Consider the following 17,730-nt stretch of genomic DNA (forward strand, 5'->3'; position numbering starts at 1 on the left):
TCCGCACCGGCGTACCCCCAAAGATCCGAACTTCGTCCGAAATACCGAACGTGAAGGACCAGTCGTGAACGACGCCCCTGTCTCTTCCCCCGGTGCCGCCGGCGCCCGCCGTCCCGGTGAGGCCGTGCTCACCGGGCTCGGCCTCGGCCCGGCGCCCCTGTCCCCGGCCGACGCCTCCCCGCACTCCTTCCCCGACGGCGGGAGCTGGCGCACCGAGGTGCCGTCCGTGGAGGGTCCGGAGGCCCTCGGTGTCGTGCTCAAGGAGTCCGCGAGGCTCGACGTCCCGGTCCACCGCATCAGCCAGGGCAGCGGCGTCTGGATGCTGACGGACGCTGAGATCACCGAGATGGTGGAGGGCTGCGCCGAACGGGACATCGAGCTCTGCCTGTTCACGGGGCCGCGCGGCACCTGGGACACCGGCGCGTCGGTCCGTACGGACTCCGGCGGCGCCGGGCTGCGCTCCCGCGGCCACGACGCCCTGGCCGGCTGTGTCGAGGACGCCCTGCGTGCCACCGGACTCGGGGTGAAGTGCCTGCTCGTCGCCGACGAGGGCGTGCTGTGGACCCTGCACCGGCTGCGCGAGCAGGGTGTCCTGCCCGCGGACACCACCTTCAAGGTGTCGGCGCTCATCGGGCCGGTGAACCCCGCGTCGTTCGCCGTGTTCGAGCAGCTCGGCGCCGACTCGATCAACATCCCGTCGGACCTGACGCTCGCTCAGTTCACCGAGATCCGCCGGGTCTCCCGGGCTCCGATGGACCTCTACATCGAGGCCCCGGACGACCTCGGCGGCTATGTGCGGATGTACGAGGTCGCCGAACTGATCCGGCGGGGCGCGCCGCTGTACCTGAAGTTCGGCCTCGCCAAGTCGCCCGGGATCTACCCGTACGGCCAGCACCTGCGGGAGTTGGCGCTGACCACCGCCAAGGAGCGGGTGCGGCGCGGCCGGCTCGCGCTGGACCTGCTCGCCCGACACGGGGCGGACGGGGGCATGGCTCCGTTCGGCAGCCGGCTGCCGGGCCCGCTCAACCGCTTCGAGATCTCGTCATAACGTTCCGGAAACCTTCTCCCCAAAAGAAGACACAGCCGCGCACAATCCCACACACCTGTTCTCGGTCGATCCGCCCTCAGCGATCTGGCACGACCGGACCGAGCCCTGACCCACATCAAGGATGATGACTATGCGCAACCGCAGAGCCGCACTCGCCGCCATAGCCTCCGCCGCCTCCCTCGCCCTCGCTCTGACCGCCTGCGGCCAGAACAGCGAGGGCGGCAGCGGGGAGGACAAGGGTGGCTCCGACGGCGCCACCATCGGCGTCGCGATGCCGACCAAGTCCTCCGAACGCTGGATCTCCGACGGCGCCAACGTCGTGAAGGAACTGAAGGCCAAGGGCTACGAGACCAAGCTCGTCTACGGCGAGGACGACCCGGACCAGCAGGTCTCGCAGATCGAGAACATGATCACGCAGGGCGTGGACGCCCTGATCGTCGCGGCGATCGACAACAAGTCCCTCGACAACGTGCTTCAGCAGGCCAAGGACGCCGACATCCCGGTGATCTCCTACGACCGGCTGATCCTCGGCTCGGAGAACGTCGACTACTACGCCTCGTTCGACAACGAGAAGGTCGGCGAGCTGCAGGGCTCGTACATCGTGAACAAGCTCGGCCTGGAGGACGGCAAGAAGGGCCCCTTCAGTATCGAGCTGTTCGCCGGTTCCAACGACGACAACAACACCAAGTACTTCTTCCAGGGCGCGATGAACGTCCTCCAGCCCTACGTGGACAAGGGCGAGCTGGTCGTCAGGTCCAAGCAGACCGCCCTCAACCAGGTCACCACCCTGCGCTGGGACGGCGGCACCGCTCAGAAGCGCATGGACGACCTGCTGACGTCCAGCTACCGCAGCACCCGGGTCGACGCCGTGCTCTCGCCGTACGACGGCATCTCGATCGGCATCCTCTCCGCCCTGAAGTCGGACGGCTACGGCACCAAGGCCAAGCCGATGCCGGTCGTCACGGGCCAGGACGCCGAGGTCGCCTCGGTGAAGTCGATCGTCACGGGCGAGCAGACGCAGACCGTCTACAAGGACCTGCGCCAGCTCGCCAAGGTCGCCTCGAACATGGTCGACGCGGTCCTGAACGACAAGAAGCCCGAGGTCAACGACTCCAAGTCCTACGACAACGGCGCCAAGGTCGTCCCCGCCTTCCTGCTGCAGCCGGTCAGCGTCGACAAGGCCAACTACAAGGAGGTCCTCATCGACGGCGGCTACTACACCGAGAACGACATCAAGTAACCGGGCCCCCTCAAGGATTGGAAGGCAAGACCATGGCGGGACCCGTCCTGGAAATGCGCTCGATCGTCAAGACCTTTCCCGGTGTCAAAGCGCTTTCGGACGTCACACTGACCGTCCGTCAGGGCGAGGTCCACGCCATCTGCGGAGAGAACGGCGCCGGCAAGTCGACCCTGATGAAGGTCCTCTCCGGCGTCCATCCGCACGGCAGCTACGAAGGGGACGTCCTCTTCGAGAGCGAGACCTGCCGGTTCAAGGACATCCGGGCGAGCGAACAGCACGGCATCGTGATCATCCACCAGGAGCTGGCGCTGGTGCCGTATCTGTCCATCGCGGAGAACATCTTCCTCGGCAACGAGCACGCCAAGCGCGGACTCATCAACTGGAACGACACCCTCAGGCACGCCGGTGAACTGCTGCGCCGCGTCGGTCTCGACGAGCACCCGGAGACCCGCGTCGCCGACATCGGCGTGGGCAAGCAGCAGCTGGTGGAGATAGCCAAGGCCCTGTCGAAGAAGGTGAAGCTGCTCATCCTCGACGAGCCGACGGCGGCGCTCAACGACGAGGACAGCGGCAAGCTCCTCGACCTGATCCTTCAACTGAAGGAACAGGGCATGACCTCGATCATCATCTCGCACAAGCTGAACGAGATCCGCCGGGTCGCCGACTCGGTCACGATCATCCGCGACGGGCGCTCCATCGAGACGCTCGACGTGAAGGCGGAGGCGACGACCGAGGACCGGATCATCAGCGGGATGGTGGGCCGCGACCTGGAGAACCGCTTCCCGGAACGGACCCCGCACCACCCGGAGGAGGGGACCGCGCCCGCCCTGGAGATCCGCAACTGGACCGTGCACCACCCCATCGACCAGCAGCGCAAGGTCGTCGACGACGTCTCGATCGAGGTGCGGCGCGGCGAGATCGTCGGTATCGCCGGGCTCATGGGCGCCGGCCGCACCGAGCTGGCGATGAGCGTCTTCGGCCGCTCCTACGGCCGGTACGCGGGCGGCACCGTCCTCAGGGACGGCACCGAGATCCGTACGAAGTCCGTCCCGGAGGCGGTGAAGCACGGCATCGCGTACGCCACCGAGGACCGCAAGCACTACGGCCTCAACCTCATCGACACCATCAACCGGAACATCTCGCTGACCGCGCTTGGCAAGGTCGCCAAACGGGGTGTGGTCGACGAGCACGGGGAACGGCAGGTCGCCGAGGACTTCCGCAAGTCCATGAACATCAAGGCGCCGACCGTCTTCGAGCCGGTGGGCAAGCTGTCCGGCGGCAACCAGCAGAAGGTCGTCCTCAGCAAGTGGATCTTCGCGGGTCCCGAGGTGCTGATCCTGGACGAGCCCACGCGCGGCATCGACGTGGGCGCCAAGTACGAGATCTACACGGTCATCGACCGGCTGGCCGCCCAGGGCAAGGCGGTCGTCTTCATTTCCTCCGAACTGCCGGAGCTGCTCGGCATGTGCGACCGCATCTACACGATGGCCGCGGGACGGCTGACGGGTGAGTTCTCGCGGGCCGAGGCCTCGCAGGAAGCGCTGATGCGTCAGATGACGAAGGACAAAGAGGTAACCCGATGAGCACGGACGTGACCGCCAAGACCCCGGCCCCCGCGCCGCCCGGCAAAGGCGGATCGGCCTCCGGCGACGGCCTGCTGCAGCTGATGCTCGGCGGCATGCGCCGCAACATGCGCCAGTACGGCATGCTGATGGCCCTCGGCCTGATCGTGGTGCTGTTCGCGGTGTGGACGGACGGCGACCTGCTGCTGCCGCGCAACGTCTCCAACCTGGTGCTGCAGAACAGCTACATCCTGATCCTCGCGATCGGCATGATGCTCGTCATCATCGCGGGCCACATCGACCTCTCGGTCGGCTCGCTGACCGCGTTCATCGGCGCGATGGCCGCCGTACTGATGGTCGAACACGATCTCCCCTGGCCGCTCGCGGTGGTGCTGTGCCTGGCCATCGGCGCCGTCGCCGGCTCGGTGCAGGGGTTCTTCATCGCCTATCTCGGCATACCGTCGTTCATCGTGACCCTCGCGGGCATGCTGCTCTTCCGCGGTCTGACGGAGATCTTCCTGAAGGGCCAGACCCTCGGCCCCTTCCCGAAGGACCTGCAGAAGATAGCCAACGGCTTCCTTCCCGAGGTCGGCCCGACCACCAACTACCACAACCTCACCCTGCTGCTGGGCTTCGCCCTGATCGCCTTCGTGGTCCTCCAGGAGGTCCGCGACCGCAAGCGGCAGCAGGAGTTCGCCCTCGACGTGCCGCCGGTCAAGCTGTTCCTGCTGAAGCTGGTCGCACTGGTCTCGGCCGTCCTCGTCGTCACCCTGCTGCTCGCCAGCTACAAGGGCGCCCCGGTCGTGCTGCTCATCCTGGGCGTGCTGGTCGTCGGGTTCGGCTACCTGATGCGCAACGCGATCATCGGCCGCCACATCTACGCCATCGGCGGCAACCTGCCCGCGGCAAAGCTGTCCGGCGTGAAGGACAAGAAGGTCACCTTCCTGGTCTTCCTGAACATGGGCATGCTCGCGGCCCTGGCGGGTCTGGTCTTCGCCGCCCGCTTCAACGCGGCCTCGCCCAAGGCGGGCCTCAACTTCGAACTGGAGGCCATCGCCGCCTCGTTCATCGGCGGCGCGTCGATGAGCGGCGGCGTCGGCACGGTCCTCGGCGCGATCATCGGTGGTCTGGTCCTGGGCGTGCTGAACAACGGTATGAACCTCGTCGGAATCGGCACCGACTGGCAGCAGGTCATCAAGGGCGCGGTGCTGCTCGCCGCGGTCGGCTTCGACGTCTGGAACAAGCGCAAGGTCGGCTCGTAACATCCCCTCTTCCCACAGGAGTTGTTCATGACCGGAACCAGCAGACGCACGGTCCTGGCGGCCACGGCCGCCGCCGGGCTGGCCGTGGCGGCGGGCACCCCGGCCGCGCACGCCGCGGCCACCGGACGCACCCCGTCCAAGGAACTCTTCGGCACGCTCGCCGACGGGACGAAGGTGCACCGCTGGACCCTCGCCAACGGCGGGACCCGGCTGAAGGTCCTTTCCTGGGGCGGTGTCGTCCAGTCCCTGGAGACCCCCGACCGCAGGGGCCGGACGGCGAACGTCTCGCTCGGCTTCGGCGACCTGGCGGACTACGTGGCGAAGTCCCCGTACTTCGGCGGGCTGATCGGGCGGTACGGCAACCGCATCGCCGAGGGCCGCTTCACCCTCGACGGTGCCACGCACCAACTGCCCGTCAACGACGGCCCCAACAGCCTGCACGGCGGCGACCAGGGCTTCGACAAGCGGGTCTGGGACGTGAAGCCGTTCACCGGGCGCGGCGACGTCGGTCTGGTCCTGACCCGGACCAGCCCGGACGGCGAGGCCGGCTACCCGGGCGCGCTCGCCGTCCGTGTCGTCTACACCCTCACCTCCCGGGGTGAGTGGCGCATCGACTACACGGCGACCACGGACCGTGCCACGGTCCTCAACCTGACCAGCCACACCTATTTCAATCTGGCGGGTGAGGGCAGCGGCAGCGTCGACGGGCATCTGCTGGAGCTGGCGGCGGCGCGCTACACGCCGGTCGGCGCGACGCTGATCCCGACGGGTGAGCTCGCTCCGGTCGCGCGTACGCCGTTCGACTTCCGACGGTCCCGGGCCATCGGGGAGGCCGTCCGCACCCCGCACGAGCAGGTCGGATACGGCCAGGGGATCGACCACAACTACGTGCTGGACAAGGGCATCACGGCCCGCCCGGAGTACGCGCTGACCGTGACGGATCCCGGCTCCGGCCGGGTGATGAAGATGTACACGACGGAGCCCGGCATGCAGGTCTACACGGGGAACTTCCTCGACGGCACGCTGACCGGCACCTCGGGGCGGGTCTACCGGCAGGGCGACGCGTTCTGCCTGGAGTCCCAGCACTTCCCGGACTCCCCCAACCAGCCGTCGTTCCCCTCGACGGTGCTGCGGCCCGGCGACACCTACCGCTCGACGACGGTGCACGCCTTCTCGGCACGCTGAAGACGCCTTACCCGCACGCGGAACCACGAACGGCGCCCTCCCCCAGCCCGGGGAGGGCGCCGTTCGCCGTCGTCAGGCCAGCCGGATCATGTTCCAGGACAGCGGTTCCAGCACGGCCTTCAGCGTTCCGCCGGCCAGCTCGGTGCCCTCTGCGGCGTGCGGGAGCACCCGCTCGGGCTCGGCGAGGGTGTTGCCTGCCTCCGGGTCGGCGTCCGCGACGACCTGGTGCTCCACGACCCGGTCCAGGTCCAGTCCCGGCAGGGCGACTTCCAGCGGCAGCGGGGCGTCCTGGCTGCGGTTGACGGCGAAGACCGTGACGGCACCCGTCTCCGGGTCCCGGACGGCGGTCGCGTGCAGCAGGTCCGTCTCGCCGTACTTCGCGGTCCCGTACGTGGGCGAGTCCACCCGTACGTCCAGGACCTGGCCCTGCCCGTACCGCGCGGCCTGGGCGAAGGGGAAGAAGGTGGTCTGCCGCCAGGCGGGCCCGCCGGGCTCGGTCATGATCGGCGCGATCACGTTGACGAGCTGGGCGAGACAGGCGACGGTCACCCGGTCCGCGTGGCGGAGCAGCGCGATGAGCAGGCTGCCGAAGACGACGGCGTCGGTGACGCTGTAGTTGTCCTCCAGCAGCCGCGGGGCCTCGGGCCAGTCGAGCGGGTTCTCCTCCGCCTCCTTCTGGTAGCGGCTCAGGTACCAGACGTTCCACTCGTCGAAGGAGAGGTTGATCTTCTTCGTGGACTTGAGGCGCGCCCCCACGTGGTCGCAGGTCGCGACGACGCTCTCGATGAAGGACTCCATGTCCACGGCCGAGGCGAGGAACGAGTCGCGGTCGCCGTCGGTCTCCTCGTAGTAGGCGTGCAGCGAGACGTAGTCGACGAGGTCGTAGGTCTCGGCGAGGACCGTCGCCTCCCAGGCGGCGAAGGTCGGCATGGCGCGGCTGGAGGACCCGCAGGCGACGAGCTGGACGGACGGGTCGATCTGCCGCATCGCGCGCGCCGTCTCGGCGGCGATCCGCCCGTACTCCTCGGCGGTCTTGTGGCCGGTCTGCCACGGGCCGTCCATCTCGTTGCCCAGACACCACAGCTTGATCCCGAAGGGGTCCTTGTCGCCGTGGGCGACGCGGCGGTCGGACAGCTCTGTGCCCGCCGGGTGGTTGGCGTACTCCTGGAGCTGGATGGCTTCCTGGACGCCGCGGGTGCCGAGGTTGACCGCGAGCATCGGTTCGGCCTGCGGGCCGATCTTCTTGAGGAAGTCGATGTACTCGGAGAGGCCGAAACGATTCGTCTCGGTGGAGCGCCAGGCGAGGTCGAGACGGCGGGGGCGCTCGTCGGCGGGGCCGACGCTGTCCTCCCAGCGAAAGCCGGAGACGAAGTTGCCACCGGGGTAGCGGACGGCGGTGACACCGAGTTCGCGGACGAGATCCAGGACGTCGGTACGCAGGCCGGCCTCGTCCGCCGACGGGTGGCCGGGCTCGAAGATGCCGTCGTAGACACAGCGGCCGAGGTGCTCGACGAAGGAGCCGAAGAGCCGTGGGTCGACGTCGCCGACGGTGAAGGCCGGGTCGAGGGTGAAGCGCGCGGTGCGGGTCATGACTTCCTAACTCGTTCGGTATTTCGAATGCTGCTCGTAACCTCGAACGGACCGTAAAGTTCAACCTCCACGGCAGTCAATGCTTTTGCGCGCGCTCTTACGGATACGGGCGTCGGCACACGACCGAGGGCCGCACCCCTGTGACGGGATGCGGCCCTCGGACGTACGCGAAGAACCAGGGGCTCAGCCGGCCGACAGCTCGACCTTGATGTTGCCCCGGGTGGCGTTCGAGTACGGGCACACCTGGTGCGCCTTCTCGATGAGCGCCTGGGCGGTGGCCGTGTCGACGTTCGGGATGGAGGCGCTGATCGCGACCTCCAGGCCGAAGCCGCCCGCCTCGGTCTTGCCGATGGAGACCGACGCGGTCACCGTCGAACCGGAGATGTCGGCCTTCTCCTGACGGGCGACCACGCCGAGCGCACCCTGGAAGCAGGCGCTGTAGCCGGCCGCGAAGAGCTGCTCGGGGTTGGTCCCCGCGCCGCTGCCGCCCATCTCCTTCGGCGGGTTGACGACGACGTCGAGCTTGCCGTCGTCGGTGGAGACGCGGCCGTCACGGCCGTTCTCGGCGGTGGCGACGGCGGTGTAGGCCACGTCTATCTGCGCCACGACCTCGCCGCATCGCTCCGGCGCACCACCGTCCGTTCCGCCACCGAGCTCGCGGCGGCGGACGAACTGCCCCCGTGGCTGGGTGACGAGCCGTTGCACAGGAGCCACCGCTCCGCGCTCGTGCGCAAGGACCCGGCGTACTACCGCCCGCTGTTTCCGGACGTACCGCCCGATCTGCCGTACGTATGGCCTCCCTCGGACCGCGGAGGGCAGTGACGGACGGCATCACGGGCCGGCCGGGGACCGGTCAGGCGTCCAGCGAGACGATCATCTTTCCGGTGTTCTCGCCGCGCAGCAGGCCGACGAAGGCGTCGTAACCGTGCTCGATGCCCTCGACCTTCGTCTCGCGGTACTTGAGCTCGCCGGAGGCCAGCCAGCCGGCCACCTCCTGGACGAACTGCGGCTGGAGATCGGCGTGGTCGCCGACGAGCATGCCCTGCAGGCGCAGCCGCTTGCCGATGACGAGCGCCAGGTTGCGCGGGGCCGGGGTGGGCTCCGTGGCGTTGTACTGGGCGATCATCCCGCAGATGGTGGCGCGGCCGTGGACGTTCAGCGAGGAGATCGCTGCCTCGAGGTGCTCGCCGCCGACGTTGTCGAAGTAGACGTCGATGCCGTCGGGGGCGGCTTCTGCGAGCTGCTGGCGGACGGGGCCGTTCTTGTAGTTGAAGGCCGCGTCGAAGCCGTACTCCTCGACGAGGAGCTTGACCTTCTCGTCGGAGCCGGCCGAGCCGATCACCCGGGAGGCACCCTTGAGCTTCGCCATCTGGCCGACCTGGCTGCCGACCGCACCGGCCGCGCCGGAGACGAAGACGGCGTCACCCTCCTTGAAGGAGGCGACGTCGAACAGACCGGCGTAGGCGGTGAGCCCGGTCATGCCGAGCACGCCGAGGTAGGCGGACAGCGGGGCCAGCGAGGCGTCGACCTTGACCGCGTGCTTGGCCGGGACGTCGGCGTACTCGCGCCAGCCGAGACCGTGCAGGACGTGGTCGCCCACGGCGAAGCCCTCGGCGTTCGACGCGACGATCTCGCCGACCGCGCCGCCGTCCATGGGGTGGTCGAGCTTGAAGGGCGGGGTGTACGACTTCACGTCGTTCATCCGGCCGCGCATGTAGGGGTCGACCGAGAAGTGGAGGTTGCGGACGAGGACGCGGCCCTCACCGGGAGCGGCCACCGGCGCCTCGCGCAGCGCGAAATCCGTGGGCTCGGGCCAGCCGTGCGGGCGGGCGACGAGGTGCCATTCGCGGCTGGACGTGGGGAGTGCAGACATGGGCTCGGGTTCTCCTCGATGTCGTACGGAAGGAAGCGAAAAGCTTCAGGACATGAAACAACCATGCGTCCAGATATTTCACCTTGTCAAGTAATTCGGTACGCTGGGTGTCATGGCCACCTCGCACACGGACCCACTCACCCTCGACGTCATCCAGCTCATCGGCGGAGTCGTGGCGCGCTACCACGAGGAGTACGACCGGGCCGCGGCCACACACGCGCTGACCGGTGCCCAGGCCAGGGTGCTCGGGCTGCTCTCGCTGGAACCGATGCCCATGCGCAAGGTTGCCCGGAAACTGAAGTGCGAACCGTCCAACATCACGGGCATAGTCGACCGGCTGGAGCTCCGTGGCCTGGTGGAACGCCGCCCGGACCCGGCCGACCGGCGGGTGAAGCTCGCCGCCCCGACCGAGGAGGGCATCCGGACGGCAGGGCAGCTGCGGGACGCACTGGACTTCGCCCGGGAGCCGCTCGCCGAGCTGTCGGAGGCGGAGCGGACGGTGCTGCGCGACCTGCTGCGCCGGATGCTGGGCGAGGACGCCGCCTAGCAGGCTCCCCTACCGCGTCAGCAGAAGATCCACCATCTGCAGGTCTCGGAGGGCGACGGGGTGGGAGTGGGGTCGTCCGAGGGCTCCGGCTGCGTCGGCTCCGCCGACGGCTTGCCCGAGCCCGACGGCTCGGCCGGCGCCTCGGTCCCGTCCGGATCCCCGGAGGCCGGCGCCGAGGCGGAGGCCGAGGTCTCCGCGGGGGCCGGGGCCGCCGGGGAGGCCCCGGGCGCCTCGTCCTCGGCAGGTCCGCCCGTGGCCGTCGCGGAGTGGGAGTCGGTGACCGGCACGACCGTGGGGGCGTCCACCGGACCGGGGTCGTCGGGCTCCGTGCTCGACGAGGCGGACGGGCCGGGCTCGGTGGCGGTGAGCGTGGCCTCGCTCACGTACTCCGAGGCACCGCTGTCGCCCTCCGGCTCCATGGCCAGCTCGGCCAGGCTCAGCGCCCCCAGCGCCAGCACCACGCCCGCCGCCGTCAGCAGCAGCGCGCGGCCACGCCGGCGGTGCCCCCGGCGCCGGCGTCCGGCGGCGGGCCGGGCACGGCGGCGGTGACCGGCGGCCCCGGAGGCTTCCAGGGTCTCGACGGCGGGCTCCGCGTCACGGCCGGACCGGTCCACGACGGCATAGGGGACCAGCGCGTCGGCGGGGGTCCCGCAACCGGCGCAGGCAAGCGCCCCGTTGAGGTGTCGTTGGCACGGGTGGCAGTAATCCATGGCGCCCGCAGACTAGACGGGCGGAGAACAACACAGGAAGCCGCACAGGTGAGGATCCTGTGTGGAATCGAGGACTCCGATGCGGGCCGCCCACCGCGCGTGCCACGCGGCAGGATGGATTCCATGACCGCACCCACCCCGTTCGGGCCGCTCCAGTTCCAGCTCGTCCTGCTGCGCCGGATGGCCGACCACCAGCCGGACCTCGTCGAGGACGCCCGTCATGAACTGAGTGCCTCACTGGCCGAGATGCGGGAGGCGAACCGTCGCTGGCAGGCGATGCTGCGCGCCCCGCGCGGCCGGGGCGCGCTGCGCCGCTACCGCTCGGTCCTGGGCGAGCCCGAGTCGTCCGTACGCCGCAAGGTCGGCGACCTGGAGTGCGACGCGCTGCTGTGGCCGCTGCCGCTCTGGCCCGGCCTGCGGTTCGAGGTGATGGCGGGTCCGGGCGGAGCCGTATGGAACGAATGGCTGGTCCGCGCCCCTGGTTCGGCGGGCCCCGAGCTGCGCACCGCCGCCGACCTGCGCCCGTGGTCCTGCACCGTGGACGAGGTGGGCAGGGCCTTCGCCCCGGCGCGCCCCATGGAGGGCAGCGCGCCGACCCGCTGGGCACTGGCCTTCACCGACCCGGCCGACGGCCGGCCCCGTGTCGCCGAGTTCACCTGGGGACTGTTCCAGCGACTGCTGCCGGGCGGCGCATGAGACCTGTCGCGCCGTCAGCTCCGGGTCCCCCCTACGGCCCACCCAGCGCGCGCCCGGCCCGCCACGGCGTGACGATGCAAGGAGGACCGGCTGCCGCCGGTGCCCGCCGCCAGCGCTCTCGGGAGACCTTGCCGTGACCGTCAGTCTCGAACAGTTGCGCCGTTGCCACATCGCCGTCGATCTCGGGGCCGCGAGGACCCGTGTGTACGTCAAGGGAGTGGGGCTCGTCGTCGACGAGCCCAGTGTCGCCGCCGTGAACACGCGCACCGGCTCCCTCATCGCCGTCGGCGCGCTCGCCGAACAGATGACCGGCCGTACGCCCGCGTACATCCGCGTGGCCCGCCCGGTCTCCGGCGGGACCGTCGTCGACATCGACATGGCGCAGCGCATGCTGCGCCATCTGCTCGGCGAGAAGCTCCGCCGCCAGCTGCGCCGCAAGCCCCGGCTGCGGGCCGCCGCCTGCACCCCGCACGACGCCGATCCGCTGGCCCAGCGGGCGACCGTCGAGACCCTCGTGGGGCTCGGCGCGCGGCGGGTGGAGCTGGTCGACACCCTGATCGCGGCGGCCATCGGCTGCGGGCTGCCGGTGGAGCAGCCGACCGCCACCATGATCATGGTGTGCGGGGCGGCGACGACCCAGATCGCCGTGCTCTCGCTCGGCTCGATCGTGACGGCCGTACGCATCCCGATCGGCGGCGAGGCCATCGACCACGCGGTCATCCAGCATCTGCGCCAGCACCACGAGCTGATGCTGCCCAGCCAGTCCGTGCGCCCCCTGCAACTGGCGCTCCGGGGCAACGGCCTCACGCTCAACGGTCCGGCGATGACGGAGATCCACGGTCGTGACGTGGCCACCGGCCTGGCCCGTTCGGTACAGGTCGACACCGCCGCCGTACGCCAGGCGATCCACGCCCCGCTCACCGCGGTGCTCGACGGGCTGGGCAAGGTACTGCGCGACTGCCCGCCCGACCTGGTGGCCGACATCGCGGAGTCCGGGATCATGATGGTCGGCGGAAGCGCCCTGCTGCCGGGGCTCGACCAGATGCTGCGCGACGCGACGGGCGTACCGGTGAACATCGCCGAACGGCCCGACGTCTGCTCCGTGCTGGGGCTGGGCGCGATGCTGGACGGCACGGTCCAGCCACTGGTCCTCGCCCCGCTCGCAGGCTGAGAGCCGGAGGGCGCGCCGGTGGCCGGGACGGGGCTCGACCTGCGGACCACCCTCCAGCACATCGTGGACACCGCCACGGCGCTGGCCGGGGCGCGCCACGGCGCCCTGGCCCTCCTCCACGGGGAGGACCGCCGTGTCACCGACCTGTTCACCGCCGGCATGTCCGACAGCGAACGCCGCGCCGCGGTCCCGCTCCTGGACGGGCGCACGGGAGTGCTCGGGGTTCTTGTCGACGACGCGCAGGCCGTGCGCGTCGATGATCTGACGGCGGGTCCGCACCCCCGCGAGGTGCTGCCGGGTCAGCACCTGCCGATGCGTTCCTTCCTGGGGGCGCCCGTCCGGGTGCACACCGAGGTGCTCGGCAGCCTCTGTCTCACCGCGGAGGAACCGGGTCGCTTCACCGACACCGAGCTGGCGCTGCTGCGGCTGCTCGCCTCCCAGGCGGCAGCGGCGATCAGCGGCGCCCACCTGTACGAGGCGGCCCGTCAGCGGGAGCACTGGATCGAGGGCGCGGCCGCCGTCACCCGGGCGCTGCTGACCGGAGCGGGCACGGCCGACGCCCTGACGACTGTCGCCGAGCGGGCCAGGGTGCTGGCCGGCGCGGCGGCCGGGGTGATCCTCCAGCCGACCCCGGGCGGCGGGATGGAGATCGTTGCCGCCTCCACCCTCGACGACCCGGCCGGCCTCGTCGGTACGGCCATCGAGCCGGGCTCCCCCGTCCTCGTCCAGCTGCTGGGCGGCGAGGAGGTCTTCATCGAGGACTCCGCGACGGACGACCGGATGACGACCCCGGTACGGTCCCGGTTCGGCCCCAGCATGATGCTGCCCCTGCAGAGCGGGGGCAGGCTCATCGGCACGCTGGCCCTCCCCCGCCGGCGCGGCGGGGCCCCGTACACGGCGATGGACCGGCAGCTCGCCTCCCAGTTCGCCTCCCAGGCCGCCCTGGCCCTGGTGATGGCCGACGCGCAGCACTACCGGGAGCAGCTGGCGGTCTACGAGGACCGCGACCGCATCGCACGTGACCTGCACGACCTCGTCGTACAGCGGCTGTTCGCGACGGAGATGATGCTGGAGTCGACCCGTCGCAAGGATCTGGCCGGCGACACCGGGACCGCCGAGTTGCTCGGACACGCGGTCGACGAGCTGGACTCCACCATCCAGGAGGTCAGGACCGCGATCTTCGCACTCCAGCAGCCGCCCGCCGAAGCGCCCACGACCTTCCGCGGCCGGGTCCTCAGGGAGACCGGCGGCGCGGCGGCGGTGCTCGGCTTCCAGCCGTCAGTGCAGTTCACCGGCGCGGTGGACGCCCTGGTGACGGAGCCGGTGGACGGCGAACTGCTCGACGTGCTGCGCGGGGCGCTGGCCACCGCGCACCGGCGGGCGGGGGTGTCGGCCGTCGAGGTGGAGGTGGACGCGACGGCGCGGCTGCCCGACGGGCGTGCGGCGGTGCGGCTCGTGGTCGCGGACGACGGGCGCGCCGACGACGGCGACCGGTCGCCGACGGTCATCTGGCAGGCGCCGCTCTGAGCGCGATCCGGGTGTTGGAGTGGGCCACACCCGCGTCCTTCTTCAACCGCCGCAACAGTGCGTCCAGGGAGCCGGGATCGGCCGCCGTGGCGCGTACGAGGTAGTCGTGGCCGCCCGTCACGTGCACCACCTCGGTGATGCCGGGCAGGGTGAGCACCGAGCGTTCGAACTCCTCGTTCGTCGTGTCGAGGCGCAGCGACACATCGATGAAGACGACGAGGCCCGAACGGGTGTCGGCGGCCGGGTCGACGATGACCGTGAAGCCGCGGATCACCCCGTCGCGGCGCATACGACGCACACGGTCGCCCGCCGCGTTGGCACTGAGCCCGACGCGTACGCCCAGATCGCGGTACGAGATCCGGGCGTCCTCCTGGAGAATGCCGAGGATCTCTCTGTCCAGCCGGTCCATACCGGTGATTCTCGCAGCACGGGGCGGGAAACGACGGGCGAGCGGTCCTTCCCGGGGCCGCGGAGAGGCCTTCTGCCCATGGGGCGCCTGCCGTGCGAGGCCCTACCCGGATGGCCCAGCCCGCCGTGCTCCGCCCGCCCCTCCGCCCTTGACTTGCGGTGTGGACACAACCGCCAAGCAGGCCCCCGCCCCGGACCGGAAACAATCCGCCGCCGCCTACCGGAACCTGATCATGGCCACGATCGGCTTCACGCTCACCTTCTGGGCGTGGAACCTGATCTCCCCGCTGTCGGGTGACTTCAAGGACCGGCTGGGGCTGAGCTCCTTCCAGCAGTCGCTGCTGGTGGCGGTGCCCGTACTCGTCGGCTCGCTCGGCCGTATCCCGGCGGGCGCGCTGACCGACAAGTTCGGCGCCAGGCTGATGTTCCCCGTCGTCTCGGCCCTGACGATCGTCCCGGTGCTGCTGCTCATCCCCGCGAAGGACAGCTACGGGGCGATGCTGGCCGTCGGCTTCCTGCTCGGGCTCGGCGGCACGACGTTCGCGATCGGTATCCCCCTGGTCAACTCGTGGTTCCCGCCCGCGAAACGGGGACTCGCCCTCGGGGTGTTCGGTATGGGCATGGGCGGCGTCGCACTGTCCGGCTACTTCACGCCGCGGATCGCCAAGCACGACGTGAACCTCCCGTTCTGGATCGTCGCCGGCGCGCTCCTCGTGTACTCGCTCCTGGCCGCGGTCCTCATCTCCGACCACCCGGGCCGCAAGGTGCCCACGGACTCGCTGGGCCACCGACTGGGGCAGGCGGGCCGGCTGCGGGTGACCTGGGAGCTGTCCGCGCTGTACGCGATCGGCTTCGGCGGCATCGTCGCGTTCGGGGTGTATCTGCCGACGTATCTGAAGACCTGGTACGAGATGTCGCCGACCGAGGCAGGCACCAAGGCGGCGGGATTCGCACTGGTCACGGTCGTCTTCCGGCCGATCGGAGGCTGGCTGTCGGACCGGATCCACCCCGCCCTGGTCACGGCCGGGGCGCTGCTGCTGGCAGCCCTGATGGCCATCATCCAGGCCTTCGACCCGCCGCTGAATCCGCTCGGCACGATCGCGCTGCTCTGCATGGCGGCCGGGCTCGGCACCGCGAGCGGCAGCGTCTTCGCCCTGGTCTCGCAGGTGACTCCGCAGGCCAAGGTGGGCAGTGTGACCGGCATCGTCGGCGCGATGGGCGGGCTCGGCGGATTCGTGCCCCCGCTGGTCATGGGCGCGATCTACAGCGCGAAGAACTCGTACTCGATCGGCTTCATGCTTCTCTCCGACCTGGCCCTGGCGGGCGCGGTGTACGCCTACGGCCGGATGCGGACCATCAAGCGCGACGGATGACCGTCGCGAGGGCCGGCCGTGGAGCCGGGCGGCCTTGCGGAGACCCCCTAGGCTCGCCGCGTGACCTCTCTTCTGCCCGCGCTGCGCGGAGCGTCCGGCCGTACGGACTCCCCCGAGGCCGTCCGGTTCGGCGAACACGTCCTGACCTACGCACAGTTGGCCGAGGCCTCCGCCTCTCTCGCCGCCCGGATCGCGGGGGCGGGACGCGTCGCCGTCTGGGCCACGTCCACCCCGGAGACAGTCGTCGCCGTCGTGGCGGCACTGCGGGCGGGGGTGCCCGCCGTACCGCTCAACCCGAAGACCGGTGAGCGGGAGCTCGCGCACATCGTCGCCGACAGCGCGCCCACGGTGGTGCTGGCCGGGGCGGCCGACGAACTGCCACCCGCGCTGGGCGGCCTGGAGCGGCTGGACGTCAGCACGGCCGCGGCCACCCGCTCCCCGGAGGCCGGCCTGCCCGAGCCCTCCGAGGACTCCCCCGCCCTGGTCGTCTACACCTCCGGCACGACGGGCCCGCCCAAGGGTGCCGTCCTGCCCCGCCGGGCGATCGCGGCGTCGCTGGACGCGCTGGAGGACGCGTGGGGGTGGACCGGCGAGGACGTCCTCGTCCACGCCCTGCCGCTGTTCCATGTGCACGGGCTGATCCTGGGCGTCCTCGGCCCGCTGCGCCGGGGCGGCTCCGTGCGTCACCTCGGCCGGTTCTCGGCCGAGGGGGTGGCCCGGGAGCTGCTCTCCGGTGGGACGATGCTGTTCGGTGTGCCCACGATGTACCACCGGCTGGCCGGTGCGCTGACCGATCCGGCCGGCTCCGGAAGCCTCACGAAGGCCCTGGCGGGCGCCCGGCTGCTGGTCTCCGGCTCGGCGGCGCTCCCGGTCCACGACCACGAACGGATCGCCGCGGCCACCGGCCGCAGGGTCATCGAGCGGTACGGGATGACGGAGACCCTGATGAACACGGGTGTGCGGGCCGACGGCGCGCCGCGCGCCGGGACGGTCGGCCCGCCTCTGCCGGGCGTGGAGCTCAGGCTCGTCGAGGAGGACGGCACCGTGCTCCGGGACACCGCGTCCATCGGCGAGATCCAGGTGCGCGGACCGAACCTCTTCACCGGTTACCTGAACCGCCCGGACGCCACGGCGGCCGCCTTCACCGAGGACGGCTTCTTCCGCACGGGCGACATGGCCACCATCGACGCCGACGGCTACGTGAGGATCGTCGGCCGCAAGGCCACCGACCTCATCAAGAGCGGCGGCTACAAGATCGGCGCGGGCGAGATCGAGAACGCCCTGCTGGACCATCCCGGCGTGCGTGAGGCGGCCGTCACCGGCGAGCCGGACGCGGACCTCGGCGAGCGGATCGTCGCCTGGGTGGTGCCGGACGACCCCGGGTCGCCCCCCGGTGAGCGGGAGTTGGCGGACCATGTGGCGGACCTGCTGGCGCCGCACAAGCGCCCGCGCGTCGTCCGCTACCTCGACGCGCTGCCGCGCAACGAGCTGGGCAAGATCATGAAGAGGTCGCTCGGTGTCTGACACCTCGTGCGACC

Annotated in this window: 16 protein-coding genes and 1 pseudogene; 12 read left to right on the forward strand and 5 right to left on the reverse strand. The window is 70.6% G+C overall.

The window, feature by feature from the left end; all coding sequences use genetic code 11:
- Positions 1-64 precede the first annotated feature (64 nt).
- The 5 genes from ACFWFI_RS00765 to ACFWFI_RS00785 all read left to right on the forward strand — a co-directional run bounded on the left by ACFWFI_RS00765 (position 65) and on the right by ACFWFI_RS00785 (position 6,297).
- Positions 65-1,048, forward strand: a complete 984-nt coding sequence (locus tag ACFWFI_RS00765) for a hypothetical protein (RefSeq protein ID WP_387383922.1) — start codon at positions 65-67, stop codon at positions 1,046-1,048.
- Positions 1,049-1,178: 130 nt separating this feature from the next.
- Positions 1,179-2,288 (forward strand): multiple monosaccharide ABC transporter substrate-binding protein, encoded by a 1,110-nt coding sequence (gene chvE / locus ACFWFI_RS00770; protein ID WP_387383926.1) that lies wholly within the window; start codon positions 1,179-1,181, stop codon positions 2,286-2,288.
- Between the two features lie 32 nt (positions 2,289-2,320).
- Positions 2,321-3,871: a multiple monosaccharide ABC transporter ATP-binding protein gene (mmsA, locus tag ACFWFI_RS00775; RefSeq protein ID WP_387383928.1), complete on the forward strand. Its 1,551-nt coding sequence runs from the start codon at positions 2,321-2,323 to the stop codon at positions 3,869-3,871.
- The gene (gene mmsB / locus ACFWFI_RS00780) at positions 3,868-5,112 is read left to right on the forward strand and encodes a multiple monosaccharide ABC transporter permease (RefSeq protein WP_387383930.1); all 1,245 of its coding nucleotides are present in this window, start codon (positions 3,868-3,870) and stop codon (positions 5,110-5,112) included. The genes mmsA and mmsB overlap by 4 nt, the downstream gene beginning before the upstream one ends.
- 27 nt (positions 5,113-5,139) lie before the next feature.
- Entirely contained in the window at positions 5,140-6,297 is a 1,158-nt protein-coding gene (locus tag ACFWFI_RS00785; RefSeq protein WP_387383932.1) for an aldose epimerase family protein, read from the forward strand.
- A gap of 72 nt (positions 6,298-6,369) precedes the next feature.
- Here the strand turns inward: ACFWFI_RS00785 and ACFWFI_RS00790 are convergent, their stop codons facing one another.
- Both ACFWFI_RS00790 and ACFWFI_RS00795 read right to left on the reverse strand, forming a co-directional pair.
- Entirely contained in the window at positions 6,370-7,887 is a 1,518-nt protein-coding gene (locus tag ACFWFI_RS00790; RefSeq protein ID WP_387383934.1) for an arabinosylfuranosidase ArfA, read from the reverse strand.
- Positions 7,888-8,070: 183 nt separating this feature from the next.
- Positions 8,071-8,493 carry an organic hydroperoxide resistance protein gene (locus ACFWFI_RS00795; RefSeq protein WP_387384014.1) on the reverse strand — a complete coding sequence of 141 codons (423 nt, stop codon included), beginning with the start codon at positions 8,491-8,493 and terminating at the stop codon, positions 8,071-8,073.
- On the opposite strand from ACFWFI_RS00795, the pseudogene ACFWFI_RS00800 reads away from it, so the two are divergent.
- Positions 8,494-8,709 (forward strand): annotated as a pseudogene (locus ACFWFI_RS00800) (cytoplasmic protein); the annotation flags it as partial.
- Positions 8,710-8,740: 31 nt separating this feature from the next.
- Here ACFWFI_RS00800 and ACFWFI_RS00805 read toward each other — a convergent pair.
- On the reverse strand, positions 8,741-9,760 hold the full coding sequence (locus ACFWFI_RS00805; RefSeq protein ID WP_387383936.1) for an NADP-dependent oxidoreductase: 1,020 nt from the start codon (positions 9,758-9,760) through the stop codon (positions 8,741-8,743).
- Between the two features lie 112 nt (positions 9,761-9,872).
- Between ACFWFI_RS00805 and ACFWFI_RS00810 the strand changes: the two genes are divergently transcribed.
- Positions 9,873-10,307, forward strand: a complete 435-nt coding sequence (locus ACFWFI_RS00810; RefSeq protein WP_387383937.1) for a MarR family winged helix-turn-helix transcriptional regulator — start codon at positions 9,873-9,875, stop codon at positions 10,305-10,307.
- 17 nt (positions 10,308-10,324) lie between these two features.
- Here the strand turns inward: ACFWFI_RS00810 and ACFWFI_RS00815 are convergent, their stop codons facing one another.
- The gene (locus ACFWFI_RS00815) at positions 10,325-11,017 is read right to left on the reverse strand and encodes an SCO2400 family protein (RefSeq protein ID WP_387383939.1); all 693 of its coding nucleotides are present in this window, start codon (positions 11,015-11,017) and stop codon (positions 10,325-10,327) included.
- 123 nt (positions 11,018-11,140) lie between these two features.
- On the opposite strand from ACFWFI_RS00815, the gene ACFWFI_RS00820 reads away from it, so the two are divergent.
- The 3 genes from ACFWFI_RS00820 to ACFWFI_RS00830 all read left to right on the forward strand — a co-directional run bounded on the left by ACFWFI_RS00820 (position 11,141) and on the right by ACFWFI_RS00830 (position 14,411).
- Positions 11,141-11,713 carry a hypothetical protein gene (locus ACFWFI_RS00820; protein WP_387383941.1) on the forward strand — a complete coding sequence of 191 codons (573 nt, stop codon included), beginning with the start codon at positions 11,141-11,143 and terminating at the stop codon, positions 11,711-11,713.
- A 133-nt stretch (positions 11,714-11,846) separates the two neighbouring features.
- Positions 11,847-12,884, forward strand: a complete 1,038-nt coding sequence (locus tag ACFWFI_RS00825) for a rod shape-determining protein (RefSeq protein ID WP_387383943.1) — start codon at positions 11,847-11,849, stop codon at positions 12,882-12,884.
- A gap of 18 nt (positions 12,885-12,902) precedes the next feature.
- A complete protein-coding gene (locus ACFWFI_RS00830; protein WP_387383944.1) occupies positions 12,903-14,411 on the forward strand; it encodes a sensor histidine kinase in 1,509 nt (502 codons plus the stop codon).
- Here ACFWFI_RS00830 and ACFWFI_RS00835 read toward each other — a convergent pair.
- Positions 14,389-14,820, reverse strand: a complete 432-nt coding sequence (locus tag ACFWFI_RS00835) for an Lrp/AsnC family transcriptional regulator (RefSeq protein ID WP_103760962.1) — start codon at positions 14,818-14,820, stop codon at positions 14,389-14,391. The two genes, ACFWFI_RS00830 and ACFWFI_RS00835, sit on opposite strands and share 23 nt — an antisense overlap.
- A 160-nt stretch (positions 14,821-14,980) precedes the next feature.
- On the opposite strand from ACFWFI_RS00835, the gene ACFWFI_RS00840 reads away from it, so the two are divergent.
- Together ACFWFI_RS00840 and ACFWFI_RS00845 are read left to right on the forward strand one after the other, a co-directional pair.
- The gene (locus ACFWFI_RS00840) at positions 14,981-16,192 is read left to right on the forward strand and encodes a nitrate/nitrite transporter (RefSeq protein WP_387383947.1); all 1,212 of its coding nucleotides are present in this window, start codon (positions 14,981-14,983) and stop codon (positions 16,190-16,192) included.
- A gap of 60 nt (positions 16,193-16,252) precedes the next feature.
- On the forward strand, positions 16,253-17,716 hold the full coding sequence (locus ACFWFI_RS00845) for an acyl-CoA synthetase (RefSeq protein ID WP_387383948.1): 1,464 nt from the start codon (positions 16,253-16,255) through the stop codon (positions 17,714-17,716).
- Positions 17,717-17,730 lie beyond the last annotated feature (14 nt).

It is taken from the genome of Streptomyces sp. NPDC060209 (assembly GCF_042728155.1).
Taxonomy (GTDB): Bacteria; Actinomycetota; Actinomycetes; order Streptomycetales; family Streptomycetaceae; genus Streptomyces.